The sequence below is a fragment of the Glutamicibacter sp. B1 genome, assembly GCF_039602135.1.
Lineage (GTDB): Bacteria > Actinomycetota > Actinomycetes > Actinomycetales > Micrococcaceae > Glutamicibacter > Glutamicibacter ectropisis.
Genome location: NZ_CP125942.1, coordinates 2,981,791 through 3,004,020 on the forward strand (window position 1 = coordinate 2,981,791; position 22,230 = coordinate 3,004,020).

23 protein-coding genes are annotated in these 22,230 nt (G+C 54.3%); 9 read left to right on the forward strand and 14 right to left on the reverse strand.

Going from position 1 to position 22,230, the window contains the following annotated elements:
- Positions 1-73: 73 nt before the first annotated feature.
- From aztD to aztB, 4 genes are read right to left on the reverse strand one after another with little or no spacing between them, the layout of a single operon-like run.
- Entirely contained in the window at positions 74-1,243 is a 1,170-nt protein-coding gene (gene aztD, locus QMQ05_RS14000) for a zinc metallochaperone AztD (protein WP_345470963.1), read from the reverse strand.
- Positions 1,244-1,262: 19 nt separating this feature from the next.
- Positions 1,263-2,186 (reverse strand): metal ABC transporter substrate-binding protein, encoded by a 924-nt coding sequence (locus tag QMQ05_RS14005; protein ID WP_345470965.1) that lies wholly within the window; start codon positions 2,184-2,186, stop codon positions 1,263-1,265.
- On the reverse strand, positions 2,183-3,430 hold the full coding sequence (locus tag QMQ05_RS14010; RefSeq protein WP_345470967.1) for an ABC transporter: 1,248 nt from the start codon (positions 3,428-3,430) through the stop codon (positions 2,183-2,185). Before QMQ05_RS14010 ends, QMQ05_RS14005 begins: the two co-directional genes overlap by 4 nt.
- The gene (aztB, locus tag QMQ05_RS14015) at positions 3,427-4,296 is read right to left on the reverse strand and encodes a zinc ABC transporter permease AztB (RefSeq protein WP_345470969.1); all 870 of its coding nucleotides are present in this window, start codon (positions 4,294-4,296) and stop codon (positions 3,427-3,429) included. The genes QMQ05_RS14010 and aztB overlap by 4 nt, the downstream gene beginning before the upstream one ends.
- A 53-nt stretch (positions 4,297-4,349) precedes the next feature.
- On the opposite strand from aztB, the gene QMQ05_RS14020 reads away from it, so the two are divergent.
- Together QMQ05_RS14020 and QMQ05_RS14025 are read left to right on the forward strand one after the other, a co-directional pair.
- Positions 4,350-5,054 carry a metal ABC transporter ATP-binding protein gene (locus QMQ05_RS14020; RefSeq protein ID WP_345470971.1) on the forward strand — a complete coding sequence of 235 codons (705 nt, stop codon included), beginning with the start codon at positions 4,350-4,352 and terminating at the stop codon, positions 5,052-5,054.
- Positions 5,055-5,088: 34 nt separating this feature from the next.
- The gene (locus tag QMQ05_RS14025) at positions 5,089-6,270 is read left to right on the forward strand and encodes an MFS transporter (protein WP_345470973.1); all 1,182 of its coding nucleotides are present in this window, start codon (positions 5,089-5,091) and stop codon (positions 6,268-6,270) included.
- Positions 6,271-6,325: 55 nt separating this feature from the next.
- Here the strand turns inward: QMQ05_RS14025 and QMQ05_RS14030 are convergent, their stop codons facing one another.
- Positions 6,326-6,937, reverse strand: coding sequence for a LysE family translocator (locus tag QMQ05_RS14030; RefSeq protein WP_345470975.1), 612 nt, complete (start codon positions 6,935-6,937; stop codon positions 6,326-6,328).
- Positions 6,938-7,170: 233 nt separating this feature from the next.
- Here QMQ05_RS14030 and QMQ05_RS14035 point away from each other — a divergent pair, with 233 nt between their 5' ends.
- Complete coding sequence (locus QMQ05_RS14035) at positions 7,171-7,575, forward strand: DUF4190 domain-containing protein (protein ID WP_345470977.1); 405 nt, start codon at positions 7,171-7,173, stop codon at positions 7,573-7,575.
- Between the two features lie 125 nt (positions 7,576-7,700).
- Here QMQ05_RS14035 and QMQ05_RS14040 read toward each other — a convergent pair whose 3' ends face one another.
- From QMQ05_RS14040 to QMQ05_RS14060, 5 genes are all read right to left on the reverse strand, one after another.
- Complete coding sequence (locus tag QMQ05_RS14040) at positions 7,701-8,249, reverse strand: YceI family protein (protein WP_345470979.1); 549 nt, start codon at positions 8,247-8,249, stop codon at positions 7,701-7,703.
- A 368-nt stretch (positions 8,250-8,617) separates the two neighbouring features.
- Entirely contained in the window at positions 8,618-9,595 is a 978-nt protein-coding gene (locus QMQ05_RS14045) for a glycine betaine ABC transporter substrate-binding protein (RefSeq protein ID WP_345470981.1), read from the reverse strand.
- Positions 9,592-10,320: an ABC transporter permease gene (locus QMQ05_RS14050; RefSeq protein ID WP_345470983.1), complete on the reverse strand. Its 729-nt coding sequence runs from the start codon at positions 10,318-10,320 to the stop codon at positions 9,592-9,594. The genes QMQ05_RS14045 and QMQ05_RS14050 overlap by 4 nt, the downstream gene beginning before the upstream one ends.
- Positions 10,317-11,519, reverse strand: coding sequence for an ABC transporter ATP-binding protein (locus QMQ05_RS14055; protein WP_345474766.1), 1,203 nt, complete (start codon positions 11,517-11,519; stop codon positions 10,317-10,319). The genes QMQ05_RS14050 and QMQ05_RS14055 overlap by 4 nt, the downstream gene beginning before the upstream one ends.
- Positions 11,520-11,571: 52 nt before the next feature.
- Positions 11,572-12,213, reverse strand: coding sequence for an ABC transporter permease (locus QMQ05_RS14060; RefSeq protein WP_058256451.1), 642 nt, complete (start codon positions 12,211-12,213; stop codon positions 11,572-11,574).
- A gap of 215 nt (positions 12,214-12,428) precedes the next feature.
- Here QMQ05_RS14060 and QMQ05_RS14065 point away from each other — a divergent pair, with 215 nt between their 5' ends.
- From QMQ05_RS14065 to QMQ05_RS14080, 4 genes are all read left to right on the forward strand, one after another.
- Entirely contained in the window at positions 12,429-13,286 is an 858-nt protein-coding gene (locus tag QMQ05_RS14065) for a fumarylacetoacetate hydrolase family protein (protein WP_345470987.1), read from the forward strand.
- A 100-nt stretch (positions 13,287-13,386) separates the two neighbouring features.
- The gene (locus tag QMQ05_RS14070) at positions 13,387-14,463 is read left to right on the forward strand and encodes a GTP-binding protein (protein ID WP_345470989.1); all 1,077 of its coding nucleotides are present in this window, start codon (positions 13,387-13,389) and stop codon (positions 14,461-14,463) included.
- On the forward strand, positions 14,464-14,586 hold the full coding sequence (gene ykgO, locus QMQ05_RS14075) for a type B 50S ribosomal protein L36 (protein ID WP_074439888.1): 123 nt from the start codon (positions 14,464-14,466) through the stop codon (positions 14,584-14,586).
- 180 nt (positions 14,587-14,766) lie between these two features.
- Positions 14,767-16,248: an alanine/glycine:cation symporter family protein gene (locus tag QMQ05_RS14080; protein ID WP_345470992.1), complete on the forward strand. Its 1,482-nt coding sequence runs from the start codon at positions 14,767-14,769 to the stop codon at positions 16,246-16,248.
- A gap of 136 nt (positions 16,249-16,384) precedes the next feature.
- On the opposite strand, the gene QMQ05_RS14085 is transcribed toward QMQ05_RS14080, so the two are convergent.
- Positions 16,385-17,230, reverse strand: a complete 846-nt coding sequence (locus tag QMQ05_RS14085) for an HpcH/HpaI aldolase/citrate lyase family protein (protein WP_058256455.1) — start codon at positions 17,228-17,230, stop codon at positions 16,385-16,387.
- 170 nt (positions 17,231-17,400) lie between these two features.
- Here QMQ05_RS14085 and QMQ05_RS14090 point away from each other — a divergent pair, with 170 nt between their 5' ends.
- On the forward strand, positions 17,401-18,912 hold the full coding sequence (locus QMQ05_RS14090; protein WP_434063151.1) for an amino acid permease: 1,512 nt from the start codon (positions 17,401-17,403) through the stop codon (positions 18,910-18,912).
- A gap of 78 nt (positions 18,913-18,990) precedes the next feature.
- On the opposite strand, the gene QMQ05_RS14095 is transcribed toward QMQ05_RS14090, so the two are convergent.
- From QMQ05_RS14095 to QMQ05_RS14105, 3 genes are all read right to left on the reverse strand, one after another.
- The gene (locus tag QMQ05_RS14095; RefSeq protein ID WP_345470994.1) at positions 18,991-19,392 is read right to left on the reverse strand and encodes a DUF4262 domain-containing protein; all 402 of its coding nucleotides are present in this window, start codon (positions 19,390-19,392) and stop codon (positions 18,991-18,993) included.
- Between the two features lie 65 nt (positions 19,393-19,457).
- Complete coding sequence (locus QMQ05_RS14100) at positions 19,458-19,922, reverse strand: hypothetical protein (RefSeq protein WP_345470996.1); 465 nt, start codon at positions 19,920-19,922, stop codon at positions 19,458-19,460.
- A 163-nt stretch (positions 19,923-20,085) separates the two neighbouring features.
- Positions 20,086-21,261: an NAD(P)-dependent malic enzyme gene (locus tag QMQ05_RS14105; RefSeq protein WP_345470998.1), complete on the reverse strand. Its 1,176-nt coding sequence runs from the start codon at positions 21,259-21,261 to the stop codon at positions 20,086-20,088.
- A 380-nt stretch (positions 21,262-21,641) separates the two neighbouring features.
- Between QMQ05_RS14105 and QMQ05_RS14110 the strand changes: the two genes are divergently transcribed.
- Positions 21,642-22,031 carry a helix-turn-helix domain-containing protein gene (locus QMQ05_RS14110; RefSeq protein ID WP_345471000.1) on the forward strand — a complete coding sequence of 130 codons (390 nt, stop codon included), beginning with the start codon at positions 21,642-21,644 and terminating at the stop codon, positions 22,029-22,031.
- Positions 22,032-22,230 lie beyond the last annotated feature (199 nt).

Consider the following 22,230-nt stretch of genomic DNA (forward strand, 5'->3'; position numbering starts at 1 on the left):
ACGACCTACGAAAAGTGGCCGATTCCCTCCCCCGCTTTTGGGGTAGAGAAGCGGCCACTTTTTGCTGCAGACGCTATTTGGTGGTCACGGCCAATTCGTTAGGCTCGGTGTCCAGCACCACGGAGGCAGTCTCGTTGCCAGACTCTAGATCGATGGCATGCACCGTCTTCTTAGCTGGTTCGCTGACGTAGGCGGTGTTACCGTCAATGCGCAACGCTGGGTGGGCTTCCTGCCACTGCGATGGGCCTTCCCACGCATCAATGGCATCGATGCTTCGGGTGATCTTTCCGGTGCTCGGGTCAATCACGTGGATCTTACCGTCGGTACCCAGAAGGTAACCGAGATCTTCAGGGCCACGAGCGACCCCGCGCCAGGTGTATTCAATTCCATCAGGCAAATCGGCAACTTGGTAGCTAGGCTTCGCGGTGTCGATCAGGGTGATCTGGTGCAGCAGGTTTCCTTCTGCGTCAGGATCATTCTGGTAGTCACCGATCACCAATGCGCTGGTGTGTGAGACATAGGCATTACCCATGCGACCGTACTCATCCGGTGCACTGAGCTTGGTGAATTTTCCGTCAGCAAATACCAGTGCCCCATCTGCACACCCGAACACCGCGCGGCCTTCGGCAGCGGTTCCTTCACCATGAACAGCCGGGCAGTCGGTGTTTTCGGCGATCTTCTTATGCTGGGCGTCAAGCTGCTGCACACCGGTGCGCGAGGAAGCATCGCCAATGGTGGTCAGTACCGTTCCATCTTCCATTGCCACGGAAACACCGTGGTGAGCTGGCGATTCGATGGTCTCTACCTCGGGCAGTTTTCCTTCATCCTCGGCCAGTTTATCGGTGTCAAAGATTGTGGTGACTCCGCTGCCATCATCAAAAAGGGCGGTCTTGCCTGCGTGTGGAACTACGTGTCCGGCAGCTGAGGCAGCGAAAGTCGCTTCGGTCAGCTCAGGGGTGCTGGCATCAAGCACCTGGAATCCCTTGGAGGTGGTGAGCAGGAAGTTTCTACCATCACCAGCGGAATTCAGTCGGGTGAATTCTTCGGTGTCAAAGGTTTTGAGCACTTCGAGGCTCTTGCCATCTAAGACCGCGGCACCATTGGCGTAGGTCACTGCAACTCGTGGCGAGGTGGATGCGTCGGTGGAGTCGGCTGCGCTCTGCGCCGAGCATCCGGTGGCCAGCAGGCCGAGGACGGCTAGGGATGAGCCGACCTTGAGGGTGCGATGAGAGATGAGATTCATGATTCCTTTCTTACTGCGCTTAGTTGCGCAATGCTTGGGTAATTTTTTCGGTGTTGACTTGCATCATCTTTAGGTAGCTGTCGGCGGGTTCGCCCGGTAAGGTCAGCGACTCTGAATACAGGTGCACGATCTGAACATCGATGTTTGCTTCGTCTGCCAGGGCACGAGCCAATTTGTCGGGCTGAGCGGATTCAACAAAGATCGCTGAAACCTTTGACGTGCGGATAGCTTCTGCCAGCGAAGCCATATCGGCTGCGCTCGGCGAAGCTAGGGTGGTCCCCGAGGGGATCACCGCTCCTACGGTGCGAAAGCCAAAGCGCTTGCTGAGGTATCCAAAGACGTGATGATTGGTCACCAGTGCGCGAGATTCTTCGGGAATCTGGTTGAAGGAGTCAGCCATCTGTTGTTCCAGCTCAGTCAGCTCGCCCCGATAGGACTGGGTGTCTTCATTCAGTTGTTCTGCCTGGATGCCGGGAAGCTCCTGAAGATCTGAAGCTAAGGCATCAACCACGTCAATCATCTGTACTGGGTCAGTCCAAAAGTGTGGGTCAGCGGCTCCACTAGATCCAGAAACATTAAGTACCTGCACGTGGTCCGTAGCAACGAAGTGCTCCTTGCCTGCAGCATCGACCGCTTCCAGCTGGTGTTGCAGCCCCTCTTCTAGGTTGAGCCCATTGGAAACGACCAAGTCTGCATCGTTGAGTAAGGCGGCTTGTTGGGCTGAAATCTCGAAGGAGTGGGGATCAACGTTGGCCGGCATCAAGGTGTGAACCTGTGCTTGGTCGCCGACAAGGTTCTGTACGACGTCCGCAAGGATGTTCGTGGTCACCACGACGCTGGGCTGTTGATCTTCGTGGGCTGTTGCTGCACAACCGGTCAAGATCATTGGCACCAACAACAGGGCGGATAGAGTCTTGAACGGATTGTTCTTGCGACTGATCAATTTCCCACCTGTGTCATCCACGTTGGAGCAACGCTGGGGGTCAGTGTTCGGGCAATACGTGCTGAATCGGCGAAGTCGATTTCATAGACTTGCTCTTCAGCCGGCGCACTAACATAAGCGCGTTGGGCATCAAGAACGAGGTTCACGCTGTCCATGGCCACTGGATCTTTCAGGGTCTTCTTCAGCAATGTTTCGGTAGTGCCGATCACTTTGTCGGCATTGGTCGAGTACACCTGTACGCAGCCTTGATCATCCAGGGCCACCACGTGACCCTCGGTATCGCCGACGGCAACAACTTTGAGTAGCTTCTGATCGGTCATCACTCTATTGATCGTCAGATCTCGGGTATTGATAACCCACGCGCCACGATCGCCAGCCACCGCAGCCACGACGGGTCGCGATTTACGGTGGTCAAGATCTACCGCGAGTTCATCTTCACTAGTTCCCTTGGGGTACTTCACCAGGGCAAATTCAAGGCCACCGGCTTCTGTCTCTGAAGCAACCACAATTCCTTGTTCACAGGCGATGGCAAGTCCTGCAGCAGTCTGCGTGGCATCGGTGGGGTTGGCACATTCGGCAGTCGATCCATCGACCCGCTGACCTTGAGCATCTAGGTAGTACACCTGTGCTGGGGTTGAGCCACTTGCCGGTTCGCTTTGAATTGCGCCTTCCCCGAGGGGAGCCAGAATGCCTTGGTGGGCGGTTGTCTCGGTGCTGAACTGTTCGGCGACTCTCCCCTGAGCAAGCTCGGCGTTATTGAGCAATATTCCCTTGCCCGTTTCGGGGAAGAATACTCCGGTGCTACCTGCGGTAGACAGTGGTCCGCCGATGATCCGCACCGGCCCTTGGCCCGTTACGTGGCCGACTTCTTGAGCAGCGGCACGGTAGTAATGGAAATGATCGGTGTGGTTCCAGCTCCACATTCCGCTGTCTACGATGTCGACACCTTTATTGGTATCGGCAAAGATATAGCGTCCGTCGGTATCCAAATTTTTGATATTTGGAAGCGATGACAAGTCGGTCTCTTCGCCACTTAGAAGATCCGACATTCCTGTCTTGCCCGTGGCGTCGATGGTTACTAGGTGCAGCGGCGCTTCGGCCATTTCTTGGGCACCTTCTATGGCACCGTGGTCCGCGGGCTCAGCAGAGCTTTCTTCGTCTGGAGCCGACGGAGTCGACGCGCACCCGGTCAGCAGGAGTCCGCTGAGGAGCACTGCGGTAAATCCGTTGATCTTGGACTTCATTTGGCACTTTCACTTTGTGGGGATAGGTCTTTGGATGTCTTGTGGTGTGTATCTTGGTTTCGCACAATCATTCGACGGGCCAGCGCAGAGAGCCCTGCGAACGTGATGGCCAGGCAGGAGATTGATGGGCCGGCGGCCGTTTGGGCGTACCAGGAGATCAGCAGTCCTCCCAGAACACTGAGCATCCCAATGACTGCAGCCAGCACCATGATGACCGGGATCCGGGTGACCCAAACTTTGGCTGCCACGACCGGAGCCAGCAGCATTCCAATCACCAAGAGTGTGCCAACCGATCGGAAAGATGCGGTGATTGCTAGGGCGACCAGAGCGACCAACATGATCTGTGCCAGCCCGGGCCGAAGTCCCAAGGTTTGTGCGATGCGGATATCAAAGGCGCTGGCGACAAAGGCGCGATGGAACTTTGTGGCGATGGCAATGCTCAGTAGCAGAGCAACAACGAGGAGGGTTAGATCCGAGGTGGAGACGGCCAGAATGTCACCGAAGAGCATGCTGGTGGCATCGGTGGCGAAGCTACGTGAGTGGGAAACAATGATGATTCCCAAGGAGAGCATGCCTACAAAAACCAGACCGATACTGGTGTCGTAGGAGAGCTTTCCTTTTCGTTGCATTGCCCCGAGTACACCGGTCATGACTACCGCGCTGATGCCGGCTCCGATCATGACCGGGAATCCTAGGACGGTGGCCAAGGCTACGCCGGGAAGCATGCCGTGACCTATGGCTTCTCCAAGGAATGCCATGCCGCGGATGACTACCCAGGTGCCGGCAATTGCGCAAATAATGGCAACTAAACTTCCGCCAATGAGGGCGCGCTCCATGAACTCGGATGCGAAGGGATTGATGAACACAACGACAAGAGTAACGTTAAATGAGAATCATTATCAATTGCTATACTAGGGCCATGACTAGTACCCCTCCTTTGATTCGCGTTGACTCAGCATGTTTCTCCTATGAGCGCGACCAGATACTGCACGATGTATCCCTCTCGGTACATGCTGGTGAAATTCTTGCCATTACCGGTGCCAATGGCTCAGGAAAATCAACGTTGTTAGAGCTCATGGCAGGGATCAACATTCCGAGCCACGGTCGAGTCGAACGCACCGCGCCGGTGGCGCTAGTCGTCCAGCGGCCTAACATTCCCGTGGGACTTCCCTTGAGCGTTGCAGATGTGGTTTCCATGGGGACGTGGCGCACTCGTACTTCCCGTGCCCAGCGGAAAGTAACAGTGAAGGATGCTTTGGAACGCGTGGGGCTACAGGGATTTGAACGTCGTAGTTTCACCGAGCTTTCTGGTGGGCAGCGACAACGTACGCTCCTTGCCCAAGGGCTGGCGCAAAGTTCTCCCCTACTTCTTCTTGACGAACCGCTAGCCTCACTGGACGCGGCCAGCCGCGACACAATTCATGAAATCCTGCGTACCGAAGCCAGTCGTGGAACGGCGGTGGTGCTCGTGACCCACGATGACGACTCGCAGGGGTTAGCAGATCGAGTTATCGCCTTGCGTGATGGTCAGGTCGTGGAGAATCAGGCGGGACCTCCCGCATCCACCACGCAAGCAGGTCAGGCCAGTCAGTCACTGAATTTGGGGATGCATCTGTTTACATAGGTGAGTAGGCCCAAGCAATTCTTGAAGGACTCCCATGACAAAGCGGCACCCCCGGACACCGGTACACTCCGTTCCCGATTCGGCACTGCGCTTCATTGGTTTTCTTTCGTTTTTTGATCGCTACGGCACACCACCAATGTTGCTGGCCTTATCTTTAGGTACCTCGTTAGCCTTTGCACAAGCGGTGCAACTCATTGCGGCATATTCGTTGTTTTATGCCATCGGGCAACCTCTATGGGGTCTAGTCAGCGATCGCTTCGGCAGACTACTGGTTCTCCGTCTGGCGTTGATGGGTGCCGGCGTGGGTGCATTGGCAAGCATTATGTTCGGCGACTATGTACCACTGCTTGTTGCACGTTGCTTCACCGGGCTCATGTTCGGCGCACTCTATCCGACACTATTGACCCTGCTCGGCGATACTCGTCAAGGTGTTCACCGGGCCCGAGGGCTATCGGATCTTCAAATCTATTCTTCACTCGGCACCACGTTGGCGACCGTATCCGCTGGCTCCATAGCCACCTATCTTGATTGGCGTCTGGTATTTGCACTACCAGCTTTGGGTTGTGCTGCAGCGCTGCACGCTTTGCGTCGGGTGCAAGAACCTGAGCATACCCGCGCAGCCTTTAGCCTGACAGCAGCCCTACGACCGATGAATCTAGCGCTGTACGCCATCGTCTTCCTCGAAGGTGGCTTGCTCATGGGCCTACTAAGTTACGTTGTTCCAGCTCTGCAGCACTCCGGTATATCTTTAGAGCTGGCAGGACTATTGGGATGCGGTTTTGCCCTCGGCGTGATTTTAGGTGCCCGATTAATGCGTTCCCTGGTGAGCCGATTCTCGAGGACCTGGCTCATTGGCTGCGGTGGCTTGGTATTGTGCGGAGCGTTTTTGCCTTCCGCTTTCTGGCCCTCAACCGCTTCGTACACAATTACCGCCTTACTCTTGGGCGCCACGAACGCCATCATGCATTCATCAATGCAGGGATGGGCTACCGACATCGCTCCCACCGCACGAGCGACCACGGTATCGTTCTTCGTGTTTTCGCTCTTTGTCGGAGCCTCAATTGCCACGTACCTCACTGCAGCCCTCGCGGAGCAAGGGCACTATGCACAGATCTTTGGTTACGGATTGATCGCCAGCGCGGCACTGGTCATTCTCGCGACTACCACCCATGCGCTATGGACCAAGAACAGTGGAGAGAAGCACCCCAGCCGCTGAGGCGAGCCACATTCAAAACATCAATGTAACAGCTTGTTGCACTTTTTTAATGCCCTTATCTAAACGCGCTAATAAGCACCCCAATGCCCATGAGGAACAGCGCAGCACAGGCCGTCCATTCAAGGCGCAGCGCAATCTCAGGTCGCTTGAACCAGTGCATCGCTTTTGATGCCACCGCGCTGAGAAGCAACATGTATATGAATCCCACCGAAGCGAAGATGGCCCCCAGCCCCATCCCCCAGATGAAGGTATTGGATCCACTTGGGATAAAACTTGGCATCATTGCAAGAAACAACAGCCCAAGTTTCGGATTTAGCGCGGCCGAAAGCAGCCCGGCTCCGAAAGACCTGACTATGGAGTGCCCTTCTCGGCGTGGCCCGTTGCGTGTTTCTACCCGCGCGATCGCACTGTCTGCCTTAGCCACTGCTCGAGATTTGATGAATCCGGAGCATCCTAGATAGACCAAGTACAAGCCGCCAAGTAACGCGATGACGATTTCAACGATTGGATACCGCTGGATCACCGATGCCGCTCCGGCTCCAGCCAAAGTAGCCCAAGCAAAAATGGCCACCATCATTCCTAGCGCTGCAACAATTCCGTACACCTGCCGCACCAATGAAAAGCGCAGGACAAGGAAAGTATCTGGTCCAGGAGAAAGTGTCACCATCACGCACACCCCAAGGTATGCGCAAAACGAAGCCCAAGTCATAATGAATAAGTTTAGAATCTTGCTCACAGATCAACGAAACGCACGCAGGCTCTCATCATGAATTAGCAAACGACCCTGTCGTTGCTGGTTTATGCGTCGTAAACTAACCGGAACATTCCCTTCAGTTTTTAAAGATTTGACCCAAGCATTGTTTTAATAGACTGACCAAACAAGTTTGAAAGCAGGCGGCAATGACCACTCCAAACGGCGAACCACAGAACCCTTACACTTCTGCGCAGCCAACCCAGGGCCAGAACCAGCAGTATGCCCAGTACCCACAGCAGACGCAGTACCAGAACGGCTACCCAGGCTACTCAGCGCAGTCGCAGCTTGAAGGCAACCAGCTAGCGCAGACTTCCATGATCCTAGGCATTCTCTCGCTCTTTGTTCTCGGCATCGTTCTTGGCCCAATCGCTATCGTCAAGGCCAGGCGCGCAGAACGTGAGTTCAACACCGCTGCAACGGTCGGCAAAGTAACCGGTTGGATCGGAACAATTCTTGCGGCTATCACAATCCTGTGCTTCATCGGATTCATCCTGCTGGCAATCTTTGTTCCAGATGCAGCCTACGAGTCTTACGATACTTACGACTTCTAAATTCAGTGGCATGCCGCTTGAAAAATAGAACTTAACGACGAAGCCTCCGAACCAGATTTGGTTCGGAGGCTTCGTCGGTATCGGCCCTAAATCCGTCAACCCCATGACGGCTCTCGGGAAGTTATTTAGGCTTCTGCTGGAAGCACGAAGGAAGCGTCGATTTCGATCTTGACCTTGTCGCTGACCAGAACGCCACCAGCTTCAAGAGCCGCATTCCAGGTGATGCCAAATTCCTTGCGGGAAATGGTGGTGGAAGCGAAGAAGCCTGCGCGGGTTGCACCGAAGGCGTCGACAGCCTGGCCGCCAACCTCAACTTCGAGCTCAACTTCCTTGGCTACGCCACGGATGGTCAGTTCGCCGACCAAGACAAATTCCTCAGCGCCACCCTTGATTCCGGTGGACTTGAAGGTCATGGTTGGGAACTGCTCGCCATCGAAGAAGTCAGCACTCTTGAGGTGACCGTCGCGGTTTGCGTCCTTGGTGTTCACCGAGTTGATCTGAACAGTTGCTTCAACACTGGAAGCTTCCAGGGTTTCACCGATGTTCAGGGTTGCATCGAATTCGGTGAAGCTACCGCGCACCTTGGAGATGCCGGCGTGACGAACCGAGAAGCCAACCTCCGAGTGCGATGCGTCGAGGTTCCAGGTACCAGCGGTCAATGCAGTTGCAGCCATGTCTAAATCCTTTCGTCACGCCAACATGTAGTTGACGTTTCAATTTGTTTTGCTGAGACCAGTATTGCACCAATTAAGTTGAAGCGTCAACAAGTTTTCTCAAAAAATCTCATTTCTGTCCTACTTTTTGGCGCAAAATCCCATGTTGATCTGAGTCTTTAGCTACAAAAAATTTTTTGAGCCACAACCAAGAACCACCAGTCCAACACCAAGCAAGCGAACAAAAAACCTTCGCACTTCCATCTTGCAAACAACTCGATGCCAAAAGAACCAACCGCGCATGAACCTTTATCAACAAAAGCTGAACTCCGACCTACAAAGACGTCGGAGTTCAGCTTTTACTTGGTCGCTATATCACGAGCGACAGATCAAGGCTTGGAAACCAGTCCCTGCTCGACCATCCATTCAAAGGCAACATCGGCTGGTTCACGACCAACCACATCCACCTGGTAGTTCAAGTCCATCAAAACCTCATCGGTAAGCAACGGAGCAATTTGTGCCATGATGCCTTCGACTTCAGGGTGCGCTTTGAGGAACTCGCCATTAAACGCCGGGGCGGCGTTATAGCTCGGGAAATACTTCTTGTCGTCTTCCAAGACCGTTAAGTTCAAGGCCTTGATTCGGCCATCGGTAGTGAAGACTTCGCCAAAGTTGCAAGCCCCGTCGGCTGTCGCCTGATAGATAGCCCCAACGTCATACAGACCAATATTGCTCTCTGGTACTTGGGAACCACGATCTACACCATAGTGTTTCAGCATCGGTGTCAGTCCATCACGACGTGAATTAAACTCTGGGTCGACACAGAAGGTCAGATCCTTAGGATCAACGTCCTTGAGCTCAGAGAGCTTAGTGATCCCCAAGCGCTTAGCCGTTTCTTCATTCATGGCCAACGCGTAGGTGTTATTCAGTGGTGCAGGATCTCCCCAGTCGATACCGTTGGAGAGGTCTTCATCTTTCACCGCTTCCCACTGAGCTTGTTCACCGACCACCGGTTCCTCATGCCCAAGGTAAGTTAGCCATGCGGTGCCCGTGTATTCCCAGAGAAGGCTGGCATCACCAGTGAGCAACAGTTGTCGTGCCGGCTGAGAACCAGGCACGTTCGTCAGATCTGTGACATCGTAACCTGCAGCTTCCATAGCGATAACCGTGATCTTACCGATGAGCAATTGCTCGGTGAAGGACTTGGATGTCACCGTCACCTTCGTCTGCCCCGCGTCATCGGCGACGGGATGGATCTTGCCTGGTCCTACTGCTGGTACGGTTCCCGTTGACGGGCTCAGCCCACAACCGGTCAATCCGATCACTGCTGCAATCGAGATCAAGGACAGTTTCATTGATTTTTTCATGACAGTCCCTTCGGTCGTGCAACCTGTTCGACAACGCGACCCAGCCAATCAATGGTCAAGGCCAGTAGTGCGACCAATATCGAGCCGGTAATCAATACGACATTGAGGTTCAGGTTGACGCCGGTGGTGATCAAGATACCCAGACCACCACCGTTGATGAAGGTTGCCAAGGTGGCGGTACCCACGAGCAGTACCAGAGCCGTACGGATGCCTGAAAGCATGACCGGCACCGCCAGCGGCAACTCAACCTTGAAGAGCACAGCCATGAGGCTCATGCCGATGCCTCGCCCAGCTTCGACGATGCGCTGATCCACTTGTTGCAGACCCACGATCGTGTTGGAAAGCACTGGCAGGATGGCATAGATAACCAAGGAAACAATCGCAGTCTTTGCACCAAACCCTAGCCAGAACGCCAGCAAGACGATCACACCAATAGCAGGGGCTGCCTGTCCGAAGTTGGCGATGGCCCGCACAACTGGTGCAGCGCGGCGTAGGCTCGGACGAGTTAGCAAAATTCCCAGCGGGATAGCAATAATCAGCACGATCACCGTAGAAATCACGGTGAGTTTGAGGTGCTCTAGGGTGTACCCCCAGATGGTGGCCGGATCCAACGTCTGACGTTCAGTCTCGGTCAGATCAGCGGTTAATAACCAGATCATGAGCACCGCAAAAGCCGCGATAATGGCAACAATCTGCCATATCAGGGTTCGTTTTTCGGTATTCATGCAGTTTCACCGTCCGGTTTGGTGGCTTCACTGTCGATGTCAACAACATTGATAGCCCCTGAGTTCAGGCCTACCGGCGCGGAATGATCCGCGTCGTGCGCACCATTGGCCGCAGCGATAGCTTCCATGACGGTCTGAACCGTAATGACTCCCTGAAGCACGTCACGGCGTCCAGTGACCAGTGCCGATTCCGAGCTCGCCACCAGCATGGTATCCAGCGCATCGTTCAAGGTCGCCTGCTCGCCAACCACGGGCAGGTTCTGATCATAGGTGCCATCAATGATCTCCGCGCGAGAAAGCTGCCGGCGGTCCAAACGACGCAATGGGCGACCGCGCGAATCAAGCACTACCGCATATTTACGACCAGCACCCTGCACCTGCGAGAGGACATCAGAAGCGTTCTTGCCAGGGGTGGTGGTGATGGCTTCTTCCAGGCTCACTTCATTAACGCGAGTCAAGGTCAGCTGTTTTAGACCAGCACCGGAACCGATGAAGTTTTCCACGAATTCGCTGGCAGGATTGGCCAGGATTCTTTCTGGAGAATCGTACTGCTCCAACTGCGCACCCTCATTGAAGATCGCGATCCAGTCGCCCAGTTTCACTGCTTCGTCAAAATCATGGGTGACACAAACGATGGTCTTCTGGACCTCGGACTGGATATTGAGCAGCTCGTCTTGGAGACGCTGGCGGGTAATTGGGTCGACCGCGCCAAATGGTTCGTCCATGAGCAAAACGGGTGGGTCTGCGGCTAGAGCACGAGCCACGCCAACACGTTGCTGCTGACCACCAGAGAGTTCCTTCGGGAATCGGTCACGGTAAAGATCGGGATCCAGCGACACCAATTCAAGCAGTTCATCAACGCGAGCAGCGATCTTTTCCTTGGACCACCCCAGCATTTTTGGAACCATAGCAATATTGGTGGCCACGGTCATGTGTGGGAAAAGACCACCGGCCTGGATGACGTAACCGATACGTCGGCGTAGCTCGTCACCGTTCATGTCGGTGACGTCTTCTCCGTTGATCACAATTTTTCCGCTGGTGGGCTCAATTAATCGGTTGATCATCTTCAAGGTCGTGGTTTTGCCACAGCCAGATGGTCCAACAAACATCACGATGGAGCCTGCGGGGATCTCCAAGGTGAGTCCACCGACCGCAGACTTCTTCTGTCCCGGGTAAGTCTTAGTAACTTCTTCGAGCATGATTGACGCGCCGGTGACATTTTGGGCGGTCAAAGTTTCGGAATTCTTATTTTCAGACACGGATACCTCGCGGGGTAGTCAGTCGGCCGATGCCGAGCAAAATCAAGTCAAGAATGAGCGCAAGAATCACGACGCCAACGACGCCGACTACGACAGATTCAAGGGCGTTGGCACCGCCAAGTCGAGAGAGGCCCTGGAAGATAAATCCTCCGAGGCCCGGGCCCAGCGCGTAGGAAACCACCGCGGCAACGCCCATCACCATTTGAGCCGAGACGCGAACACCGGTCAGGATTACTGGCCAGGCGATAGGCAATTCAACAGAGACGAGGGTTTTCAGTCGACTCATCCCGATGCCTTTAGCGGACTCAACGATGGACGGTTCGATATTGTTCAGGCCAACGATGGCATTGCGCAGAATGGGCAATGCGGCAAAGAAGGTTACTACGATCACTGCTGGGAGAACACCAAAACCTGCAGGAACAATCAGCAAACCAATCAGCGCAAAGGACGGAATGGTCAAGCCGATAGCGCTCACGGAGTTGGCGATGCCGGAAAGGGTCTTATTTCGGTAGACCAAGACGGCAATAAGCACAGAAATGATCGTTGCCAGAATTAGGCACTGGACGACAAGCGAAAAGTGCTGCCACGAGGCGAAGAAAATATGGCGATATCGCTCGCCAATATAGTCACCCACATTAAAACCTACTTCACTTTAGTTACGTATCTAGATCGGTCTCAGGACAGTAAAACTGACCTGTTCTTGCCTTGAGTTTACCGGGGGTAACTTAAGTCACCAAGATTCCGCCCGGTCAACAATGCGTCGTACACCCGTTTTTACTGGATAAAACAATGCTGGTGGGGAGCTGAAATATGGTGTGAATTCGGGCCAAAATGTAGTGAGATAGAATCATGAAACTTGCTACCCTCCGTCTCACCAGCGAACCCGGACACACTACGGCTGCCGTCATCGAAGATGGCAGAGTTTTTTATCTGGACAACCTCGATACGGTCCAACGCTTCTTGCGACTCGATCAGGAAACCCAACAAGAAGTCATCGCCCGTGCCCTCGTGGGTGAATCTATTGCCGAAGGCGAAGCCGACTATGCGCCATTGATTCCGAACCCCTCGAAAATCTACTGCATCGGTTTGAACTACAAGTCCCATGCGGCCGAGGTTGGCGAGGAATTACCCAAGTACCCCACCGTCTTTGCCAAGTTCGCTTCATCGTTGTGCGGTGCGAACGACGCGGTAGAGATCCCAGTGGAAGATCATCGGGTAGATTACGAAGCTGAACTAGCCATCATTATTGGCACCCCTGGCCGACGAATTAGTCAGGAAGACGCATCGAAGCACATCGCCGGTTATGCTGTGTCGAGCGACGTTTCCATGCGCGGTTTTCAGGGCCGCACTCAGGAATGGTTGCAGGGCAAAGTCTGGGATCATTCCACGCCCCTCGGCCCGTGGTTGGTGACCGCTGATGAGTTGAATCCTGAAGCCACAATTACCAGTGCAGTGAACGGCACGGTGGTTCAGGAAGGACGCATCGACGACTTGATTTTCTCAGCAACCGATCTGGTGTCCTATCTTTCAACTTTCAATGAGTTGCAGCCTGGCGATGTCATCCTCACTGGCACTCCTGCTGGTGTAGCTCTGGGACGCCGCGATGAAAACGGTCGTCATCCATGGCTTAAGCACGGAGATGTACTGGAGACTCGCATTGATGGTCTGGGTGTTGCGCGTACGACTTTCCACGCACCCCAGAACTAGTCGTGTTTGCCCAGTGGGCCTTCCGGATAATCCGGAAGGCCCACTTTTCTACCGTCATCACATTTGTTATTGAGAACGATTCTCATATATGGTGGCTGGTGTGAAAATTATCGTTCTTTCCTCCCTCGACACTTCTTGCCGTGATGCAGGGCTCAAGCACCTCCTCCACCACCACCCTGAGGCTGTAACTCTTTCCTATGACTTCATCGAAGGAAACCGCTTGGTGCGCAGAGTTTCAGGCAATGCACCGGCGGAATATGGTGAGGCAGTACTTGAGCACCCGTGCATCGGTTGCGCAGTGAAATACGAGATTTTCCCTTCCATCCAACGTCTGGCACCACGGGATCCTGATGCCATAATGCTCCTCGGGCTTCCCGCAACGTGGCACAGCGGATCCGTGCTTCAAACTCTCGCCGAAAAGTTGGAGGCCACAGGAATCAAAATTGACAGCAATGTACTGTCCTTTGACCCAACTGACCTTGAAGACCAAATGTGGGATCGACATACGCTCTGGGAGTCAGGCTTTAGTTCAATGGAACAAGACCTTCGCACCCCGGGAGAATACTTCTTCACCGAACTGATGCAGGCTGACACTCTAATTCCCGTTGAAGGGATGCAAACCCAGCTCCTCGAGCCAAAGGATAGCCCACGACGCGATGGTGGCGCAGACTTTTCTACTGGACTGGAACTTGCCCAGCATTTAGCCCCGCATGCCACCGTATGTCACCACGAGAACACGCTTGGATCTTTCAGTTATGAGGCAGTCCACCAAAGAACCCAAGCTGGTCATATTCCACCCTTCCCGCGCTACAGCGCATCGGGTCGAGTACCCATCCGGTTGCATGCCGAACGCCCTCTACACCCACAGCGATTCCGTGAAGCACTCTCAGAACTAGCCGCTTCTTGCACCTGCCTGCGTGGCCGACTGTGGGTAGCTAGCGCACTGAGCGAACGAGTAGCCATTGGCGGCGCTGGCCCACGCATCTGGATGGAAAATACCGGCTCATGGTCAGCCGAAATCGCCGCTTCCGAGTTACTGCTTTACGGCTCGGAACATGAATCTACGCAAATCACCAAGGTCTTCGAAGACTGTCAGGTCACCGAAGAGGAACTTCAGGAACTTATCACCACAGCTCCTCCGACAGCATCAAACAATCACATGCAAGGAGGTGAATAAATGAAGGTTCGCAATTCACTACGCGCACTCAAGAACGCCCCAGGATCTCAGGTTGTCCGCCGTCGCGGACGCGTTTTTGTCATCAATAAAAAGAATCCTCGGCTCAAAGCTCGCCAAGGATAACTTCTCGCCATATCTGATCTTCACGATTGCTGAAGGTCAGATATGCGCATTTAACGGTCATGACCACCAATAACCCATCAACCCAATCAGTGACACACGTCTCACTCTCGCCTAGGATGACTGACATGGGGACCACAAGTTTCCACTTTGTCAGTCACTCGCACAAAGGATGTTGTTTACATGGACGCTCTGGGAACTCTCTTCGGGGATATTTCTTCCGTCATTTGGGGACCGTACTGCCTCATCCCACTTCTTCTGGGAACTGGCCTGTACCTGACCATCCGCTTAGGCGGACTGCAATTCATTAAACTTGCCGCCTCTCTACGGCTCGGCCTGCTCAAGCGCAAAGACGACGACGCGGAAGGCGACGTCTCTCAGTTCCAGGCTCTCACCACAGCTCTCGCAGCAACTGTGGGTACCGGAAATATCGTCGGTGTTGCTACGGCGATCGGCATCGGTGGCCCCGGCGCATTGTTCTGGATGTGGGTCACCGGCCTGCTCGGCATGGCATCCAAATATTCAGAAGCCTACCTCGGCGTTCGCTTCCGTGGCACCGACGCAGCCGGCGAAAAGTCTGGCGGCCCGCAGTACTACCTGCAACGTGGCATCAAGGGACCTTTCGGTAAGTTCTTGGCATTGTTCTTTGCCATCGCCGCAACCCTTGCCTGTTTCGGCATTGGCAACATGACTCAGGGCAACTCAATTGCAGCTAACTTGGATAATTCCTTCGGAGTGACCCCTTGGGTTACTGGCCTTGTACTCACGGTTTTGTCTCTGGCCGTCCTCGTCGGCGGTATCAAATCCATCGGTAGAGTCACCGCAGGCTTCGTTCCTGTCATGATCGTGTTCTACGTGGCTGCCTCGATCTACATCCTGATTGCTAACGTCGGTGGAATCCCTGCTGCCTTCGCCGAAATCTTCACCGATGCCTTCACCGGAACCTCAGCCGTTGGTGGATTCACCGGTTCAGCCATCATCATTGCTGTTCAATATGGTGTTGCTCGTGGCATCTTCTCCAATGAGTCCGGCATGGGCTCGGCCGCCATCGCGGCTGCAGCAGCCCAAACCACTCACCCGGTCCGTCAGGGCCTCGTTTCGATGACGCAAACCTTCATTGACACGATTATTGTCGTCACCTGCACCGGTTTGGTCATCATCACTACTGGTACCTGGAACAAGATCGATGAAGCCACCGGGGAGCAAGTCTCGGCAGCGCTCATGACCGGCGAAGCCTTTACCCATGGCCTACCGGGCCAGTGGGGTCACTGGGTAGTCACCCTAGGCCTTGTCATGTTCGCCTTCTCGACCATCCTAGGTTGGTGCTACTACGGCGAACGCAACATCGAGCGACTGATCGGTCGCCGAGCCGTGATGCCGTTCCGTGTCGTTTTCTCGCTGATCGTTTTCGTCGGTTGCACCACCGAACTGACCGCCGTATGGAACTTCTCCGACATGATGAACGGACTGATGGCCCTGCCGAACTTGCTGGGCTTGCTCATCATGTCTGGCCTGATTGCCCGCGAAACACGCTGGTACCTGAAACATGATCCAAAGTTGGAAGCCAACAAGGCCCAAATCGAGGACTTCATGAAGGACCGAGAGGGTTGGAACGAGTGGAAGTCCGGTGACGTAGTGGGTTCTGCTCACAAACGTGGAGCCTAATACCGCATCGTATTGATGCGGAGGCGCTTGTCCCCTCTTGGTGACTAAAACAAACGGTCCCGGTGTGAATCTTGAATTTCAAGATTCACACCGGGACCGTTTCTGCTAGCTCACTTTCCGAGCTAACGAAGACTATTTATGCGTTCCACAAACCGTAGGAGTCTGCGAGATCCGCAATCTTCTGTGCACGGGCAAGTCGTGGCAGGTACGAGCCGTCGCCCACCGAAGCGCCAGCGGCGTGAGCTTCAAGAAGTTCCATCGCCCAGGACAGTTCGTCTTCACTTGGTGCCAGCGCAGCATTGATTCCATCAACATGGCTTGGCGACAGCGAGAGCTTACCGGTCATACCCATTGACGCGGTGACACGAGTTTCTTCGGTAACCTTCGCGGCATCGGATCCAGCCGGTGGCGGACCATCGATGGCACCTGGTAGCTTTCCAACACGTGAAGCGATGACCAGCTTGCCACGTGCATAAGCCAGAGCCATCGGGTCATCGGAAACACCGGTGTCTTTACGGAAGTCATTCACACCGAAGGCCAGTCGGAACGTGCCCGGGGCCGAAGCGATGGAGGTTGCGTTCTCGATACCCAGCGCAGTTTCAATCAGTGCCAGAACCGGGGTACCTGCACGCAGTCGCATGGCGCTGTAGGTCACCTGTTCTGGTTGCTCGGTCATGGCCAGCATGATTCCGCGCAGACCAGGGGCATCGGAAAGTGCTGCGAGGTCATCGGCCCAGAAGTCGGTATCAATGCCATTAACACGCACCCATGCGGTCATGCCATTGGACAGCGCGCGGACTACATTGTCGCGTGCTTGAAGTTTCTTGTCATCGGGAACGGCAGCTTCCATGTCGAAAATGACCGAGTCGGCTTCACAGGCGAGAGCCGGGGCGAAATCCTCCTCTTTTGCTGCGTTCACCAAAAGCCAGGAACGGGACAGTTTTGCTGGGAGAGCCGCTGCTCGACGATTTCGAAATGCCATAGTTCCCAGACTACTCACTCGGGCCTCGAGGCTTCCACTAGGCATGTACACTATTTGCCTCAATTGAGCTGACGGACACAGTCTCATGTGAGGCCAATTACAAGTGACAGAACTTTTTCCGGTAATGTCACTCATTGTGGTTCCACGCGAACCTGTCACCACAACGACATATGCTTCATAAGAAGCCGCACGATAAAGGACCCTGCGTGGCAAATTTAGAATCTACTCACCCCGCAGAGAATGGACCCGAGCTCAAAAGAGCGCTGTCTAACCGACACATTCAGCTCCTAGCCATCGGCGGTGCCATCGGCACTGGCCTGTTCATGGGCTCCGGAAAAACCATCTCTGTCGCTGGACCGTCGGTCGTCTTGGTCTACATGGTCATCGGATTCATGCTCTACTTCGTGATGCGAGCTATGGGCGAACTGCTGCTCAGCCGCACCGAGTACCGCAACTTCTCTGACTTCGCCGGAGACATCCTCGGCCCTTGGGCTTCCTTCTTTACCGGCTGGACCTACTGGTTCTGCTGGATCGTTACTGGTGTAGCCGATGTCATCGTCATTGCCTCGGTTTACGTCACCTATTGGCTCCCGCTCATTCCGCTTTGGATCCCCGCGCTAGCCGTCATTGTGCTCCTGATTTTGTTGAACCTCCCGTCAGTACGCGGATTCGGCGAGACAGAATTCTGGTTTGCACTCATCAAGATCGTTGCCATTGTGGTCTTGATTGTCATCGGCCTGATCATGATTTTCACCGGATTTGAACACGATGGGGCTCAGGCCTCATTCCTGAACTTGTTCAATGTCGACGGTGGTTTCTTCGGTGGCGGCGTCATGGGCTTTGTTATGGGCTTCCAGATTGCCGTGTTTGCCTTTGTTGGCATTGAGCTGGTTGGTACCGCTGCTGCCGAAACCAAGAACCCAGAGCACAACCTCCCCAAGGCCATCAACGCCATCCCGGTACGTATCCTGCTCTTCTACGTTGGCTCGCTGGTCATCTTGATGTCTGTCGTTCCATGGAACCGTTTCACCGCTGATGAATCGCCATTCGTGATGCTCTTCTCGCTGGCTGGCTTGGGAGCAGCTGCCCACCTGGTCAACGCCGTGGTGCTCACCTCTGCCACTTCCTCGGCGAACTCCGGAATTTACTCCACTTCGCGTATGGTTTTCGGTTTGGCTACCGAGGGCAATGCTCCAAGACTCTTCGCGAAGCTAACCCGCCGTCAGGTTCCACGCAATGCGTTGTTCCTCTCCGGTGTCGTGTTGCTCAGCTCGATCGTGTTGCTGATTTTTGGTCTGGATAAGTCGACCGGCTTCTCGATTGTTACGACGATCTCGTCGCTGTGCTTCATGTTTGTCTGGACAATCATCTTGGTCAGCTACTTGGTGTACCGCAAGCGTCGCCCGCAGGCTCACGATCAGTCGGTCTTCAAGATGCCTGGTGGCACTTTTATGCCCTATGTTGTGATGGCTTTCTTCGTATTCCTTCTGTGGGCCTTCACTCGTGATGCCGATACTCTGGCCGGATTGATTGCAACGCCCGTCTGGTTTGTGATCGTCGGTGTGGGATACCTGTTGCTACGCAATAATCCTCAGCATCACCAGCTGCGCCGTGAACATGAGGAACGCGTTGCTGAAGAGAAACGCGAGGCCGCTGCCTACCTAGCTTCAAAGCAGGGTTAAGGCATCTGAATCCTCTCCACCGAAAACCGGGGTTGTCCCTTTCAAGGACAACCCCGGTTTTCTGCTTTCGATAAGTCCTTAGTTCAGTCTTCGCGATAGACAGCTATAGGGAATATCCCGGCCAAGGAACAATACTTCCAATAGGCGCATGCCGTCACGGTATCGGCTATAGGCCCAGGGGGCTTCCTCCCTGATTTTTGACGAGATTCTTGAGAAGTACAGAATCGTATTTTCATCCCAGCGGCACGTTTGGCCGTTGGCAAACACTTCATTGTGTTCCAGCACCGCGCCAGAAAGCCCATTGAGCACTTGCATGCTTTGTTGACGGTTCAGTCCTCTCACCAGAAATTCTGGATGCCCTACGAGACTGAGCCCGATGGTGTAGGCATAGGGGTGGCTAAACCTATCTGGTTCCACAAAAAGTACCTGCCGCCCGTAGTCCCGAATACACTGGTCGGTTCTCGCATCGGCTTCTTCCATGCTCATGCCATCACAGATGTCACACACGATGCCCTCCGCTCTGGCTCAACGCCGCTAGTGAGTCTTTAGGCCACATTGCGAGACACCAGCTCAGTATCTTCGGCGTTCATCAGTCGGGGGTTGGTCGATACCTGGCACATGATCCATTCCGGATTGAGCCCCTGAAGAACCTCGTCAATAAAGCCCAATACGCTCAGATCAAGGTCAAATTCGAGGAATCGTACTTCCTTGAAAAAAGTCGTACTCTGAGTTCCTGACTCGAAGATTCGACCGTGAACGATGACCTCATCCGCTAGATGCTGCAGCAGAGCTAAAACCTCCTCTGCGTCATCGGCCATACTGATAATTTCTGGATGTTCTTCCCAACTCAGCCCCAGGGTCGTACCGATGAATTGTTGTTGGTTCGGCAAACGAAACGCGATTAACGCGTACCCGTACTCTTCAATTTCGGCCCTGAGGTTCAGAACTGTTCGTTCGTTCTCAGATTGGGTCCATTTGATCCATAGATCGAGGTTTTCGAAGTCTTCCACGGCATTCCTCCTAGGATGCTTTGCTTTCAGCCAGTTTCATCGCCAGAAAACACGTCCGAGATCTGAAGTTAGCGAAGTGTGGAAAACAAAAACGCGTTGCCTATAACCTCATGGTTATAGGCAACGCGTTGTAAGCAGCCCCGTTCGCCGGTGCTGAGCGGAACTACTGAGCGGACTGAGCTTCAGCAGCCACAGCCGCAGCTACAGCTGGCATCACTCGCTCATCGATGGCCGATGGCACGATGTAGTCCTCTGCTAGATCATCACCAACCAAATCAGCAATAGCGTGGGCGGCCGCGATCTTCATGCCTTCGGTGATCTTCTTAGCGCCCGAGTCCAGCGCGCCGCGGAAGATACCTGGGAAGGCCAGAACGTTATTGATCTGGTTCGGGAAGTCGCTACGGCCGGTAGCTACGACCGCGGCGAACTTCTTCGCAACATCTGGCATGATTTCAGGCGTTGGGTTCGAGAGTGCAAAGATGATGGCGTCCTTGTTCATCTTGGCCACGGCAGCCTCGTCAAAAGTGGACGAGGACAGTCCAACGACCACGTCGGCTCCATCCAAGGCTTCAGCAAGACCGCCCATGACATCTTCCCGGTTGGTGCGTCCTGCAAGTTCTGCCTTGATCGGGTTCAGATCATCGCGTTCGCGGTGAATAGTTCCACGCGAGTCGAGCACGATCACATCAGCGACGCCGGCCTTGAGCAACAGGTTGGTGACGGCAACACCGGCCGAGCCCGCGCCGGAAACGACGACCTTCAACGAGCTGATATCTCGCTTCGTCTGGCGTGCTGCTCCGATGAGCGCAGCCAAGACAACGACCGCAGTGCCATGCTGATCATCGTGCATGACTGGAATGTCTAGCGCTTCGATCAGTCGCTCTTCAATTTCAAAGCAACGTGGTGCTGAGATGTCTTCCAGGTTGACTGCTCCAAAGCTTGGGCGCAACCGTACAACTGTTTCGACGATTTCATCAACGTCGGTGGTGTTGAGCACCAGCGGGATCGAATCCAGCCCGCCAAATTCCTTGAACAGTGCGCTCTTACCTTCCATCACTGGCAGCGACGCTGCTGCCCCGATGTTCCCCAAACCTAGGACCGCGGTTCCATCTGAAACGACAGCCACGAGGCGTGAAGCCCAAGTGTGGGTGGAGTGCTTGGCTGGATCATCGGCGATTGCTTGGGAAACCTTGGCTACTCCGGGAGTGTATGCAATCGACAGATCGCGTTTGGTGTTCAGTGGCATCTGTGACTGAACGGTGAGTTTGCCGCCAATGTGGGCGTCAAATACTTCTGCGTCGGTAATGGTGGACAGGTCTTTGGTGGATTCAACAGACATTGAATTGCTCTTCTTTCAAGAAAGTTCTGAATGACGAAAACGCAGTACCCACGAAATTGGTGGCAGAGCGTAGGAACGCGCATGACCATTCATCCGACCGCAACGGAGCTTGACCCACACGCAATTAAGGAGGGCATCAGGCTTCCATGTACACAGTTCCCAGATGGGCTCCGCCGGGTAAGGCTGAAGGCTCCCTCGTGGTGTGCCGGAAGATGGCTGGTCAGTACTTTCTTTAGACCTACAGTTTCCACCATACGGGAACCGTTTGTCGCAATTCAACCCCCTTTCGTCGATTTAAGGCATTATGACTTCGCGTAGCATTGCCCCCAGAACGACAGCGCTACGTGCAGTAATCGAGCATCTCGGGCAAAATGAGTTTTATGGCATCACCGACTTCAGCTCTGGGCAGGGTCCGCACTTTTGAGGCATTGGACGAAAAGACCACCGCAAAGCTGAAGCGCGCGCTGGACGAATCAAATGACACCACGGTGTTTGTTAATGGAACGGCATTGCAACTTCCGCGCGAAGCGCATGAGGCGCTGATCGAAGTGCTTTCGCGTTTTGCCTTGGGCGAGTCGGTCAGTATCGGCACCCCAGAATTGCTGCTCAACACGTCTCAGGCGGCACAGATGGCTGGGATTTCTAATAGCTATCTGCGTAAGCTCGCCGACGCTGGGACCATCCCGGTGGAATACCGTGGAACGCACCGACGAATTCGTCCGAGTGCCATCCAGGCTTGGCTAGATTCCCGTTCGGGCACCGAAAAATAATAACGCTCAAAGAGCACAGGGTTACCGCGTCACCAGGTGAGATTCTCCGTCGATTGTCATAGTGGAGACTAAGAGTTTGGGATTCACCGTCCCCGACTTCTTGCCAAGCAAGAGTTTTCCTGTTGGAATACCAAAGTATTCTATTCGAAAACACACTTTCGCTCGGATCCCGAACGCGAGGAGCCCGCTCCGGCAAATG

Excerpts from the sequence above, each read along its gene's own strand:
- aztD (WP_345470963.1), bottom strand. The coding sequence starts at position 1,243 with ATGAATCTCATCTCTCATCGCACCCTCAAGGTCGGCTCATCCCTAGCC.
- QMQ05_RS14010 (WP_345470967.1), bottom strand. The coding sequence starts at position 3,430 with ATGAAGTCCAAGATCAACGGATTTACCGCAGTGCTCCTCAGCGGACTC.
- QMQ05_RS14020 (WP_345470971.1), top strand. The coding sequence starts at position 4,350 with ATGACTAGTACCCCTCCTTTGATTCGCGTTGACTCAGCATGTTTCTCC.
- QMQ05_RS14025 (WP_345470973.1), top strand. The coding sequence starts at position 5,089 with ATGACAAAGCGGCACCCCCGGACACCGGTACACTCCGTTCCCGATTCG.
- QMQ05_RS14030 (WP_345470975.1), bottom strand. The coding sequence starts at position 6,937 with ATGGTGACACTTTCTCCTGGACCAGATACTTTCCTTGTCCTGCGCTTT.
- QMQ05_RS14035 (WP_345470977.1), top strand. The coding sequence starts at position 7,171 with ATGACCACTCCAAACGGCGAACCACAGAACCCTTACACTTCTGCGCAG.
- QMQ05_RS14040 (WP_345470979.1), bottom strand. The coding sequence starts at position 8,249 with ATGGCTGCAACTGCATTGACCGCTGGTACCTGGAACCTCGACGCATCG.
- QMQ05_RS14045 (WP_345470981.1), bottom strand. The coding sequence starts at position 9,595 with ATGAAAAAATCAATGAAACTGTCCTTGATCTCGATTGCAGCAGTGATC.
- QMQ05_RS14050 (WP_345470983.1), bottom strand. The coding sequence starts at position 10,320 with ATGAATACCGAAAAACGAACCCTGATATGGCAGATTGTTGCCATTATC.
- QMQ05_RS14055 (WP_345474766.1), bottom strand. The coding sequence starts at position 11,519 with ATGCTCGAAGAAGTTACTAAGACTTACCCGGGACAGAAGAAGTCTGCG.
- QMQ05_RS14065 (WP_345470987.1), top strand. The coding sequence starts at position 12,429 with ATGAAACTTGCTACCCTCCGTCTCACCAGCGAACCCGGACACACTACG.
- ykgO (WP_074439888.1), top strand. The coding sequence starts at position 14,464 with ATGAAGGTTCGCAATTCACTACGCGCACTCAAGAACGCCCCAGGATCT.
- QMQ05_RS14080 (WP_345470992.1), top strand. The coding sequence starts at position 14,767 with ATGGACGCTCTGGGAACTCTCTTCGGGGATATTTCTTCCGTCATTTGG.
- QMQ05_RS14085 (WP_058256455.1), bottom strand. The coding sequence starts at position 17,230 with ATGGCATTTCGAAATCGTCGAGCAGCGGCTCTCCCAGCAAAACTGTCC.
- QMQ05_RS14090 (WP_434063151.1), top strand. The coding sequence starts at position 17,401 with ATGCTTCATAAGAAGCCGCACGATAAAGGACCCTGCGTGGCAAATTTA.
- QMQ05_RS14095 (WP_345470994.1), bottom strand. The coding sequence starts at position 19,392 with ATGGAAGAAGCCGATGCGAGAACCGACCAGTGTATTCGGGACTACGGG.
- QMQ05_RS14105 (WP_345470998.1), bottom strand. The coding sequence starts at position 21,261 with ATGTCTGTTGAATCCACCAAAGACCTGTCCACCATTACCGACGCAGAA.
- QMQ05_RS14110 (WP_345471000.1), top strand. The coding sequence starts at position 21,642 with ATGGCATCACCGACTTCAGCTCTGGGCAGGGTCCGCACTTTTGAGGCA.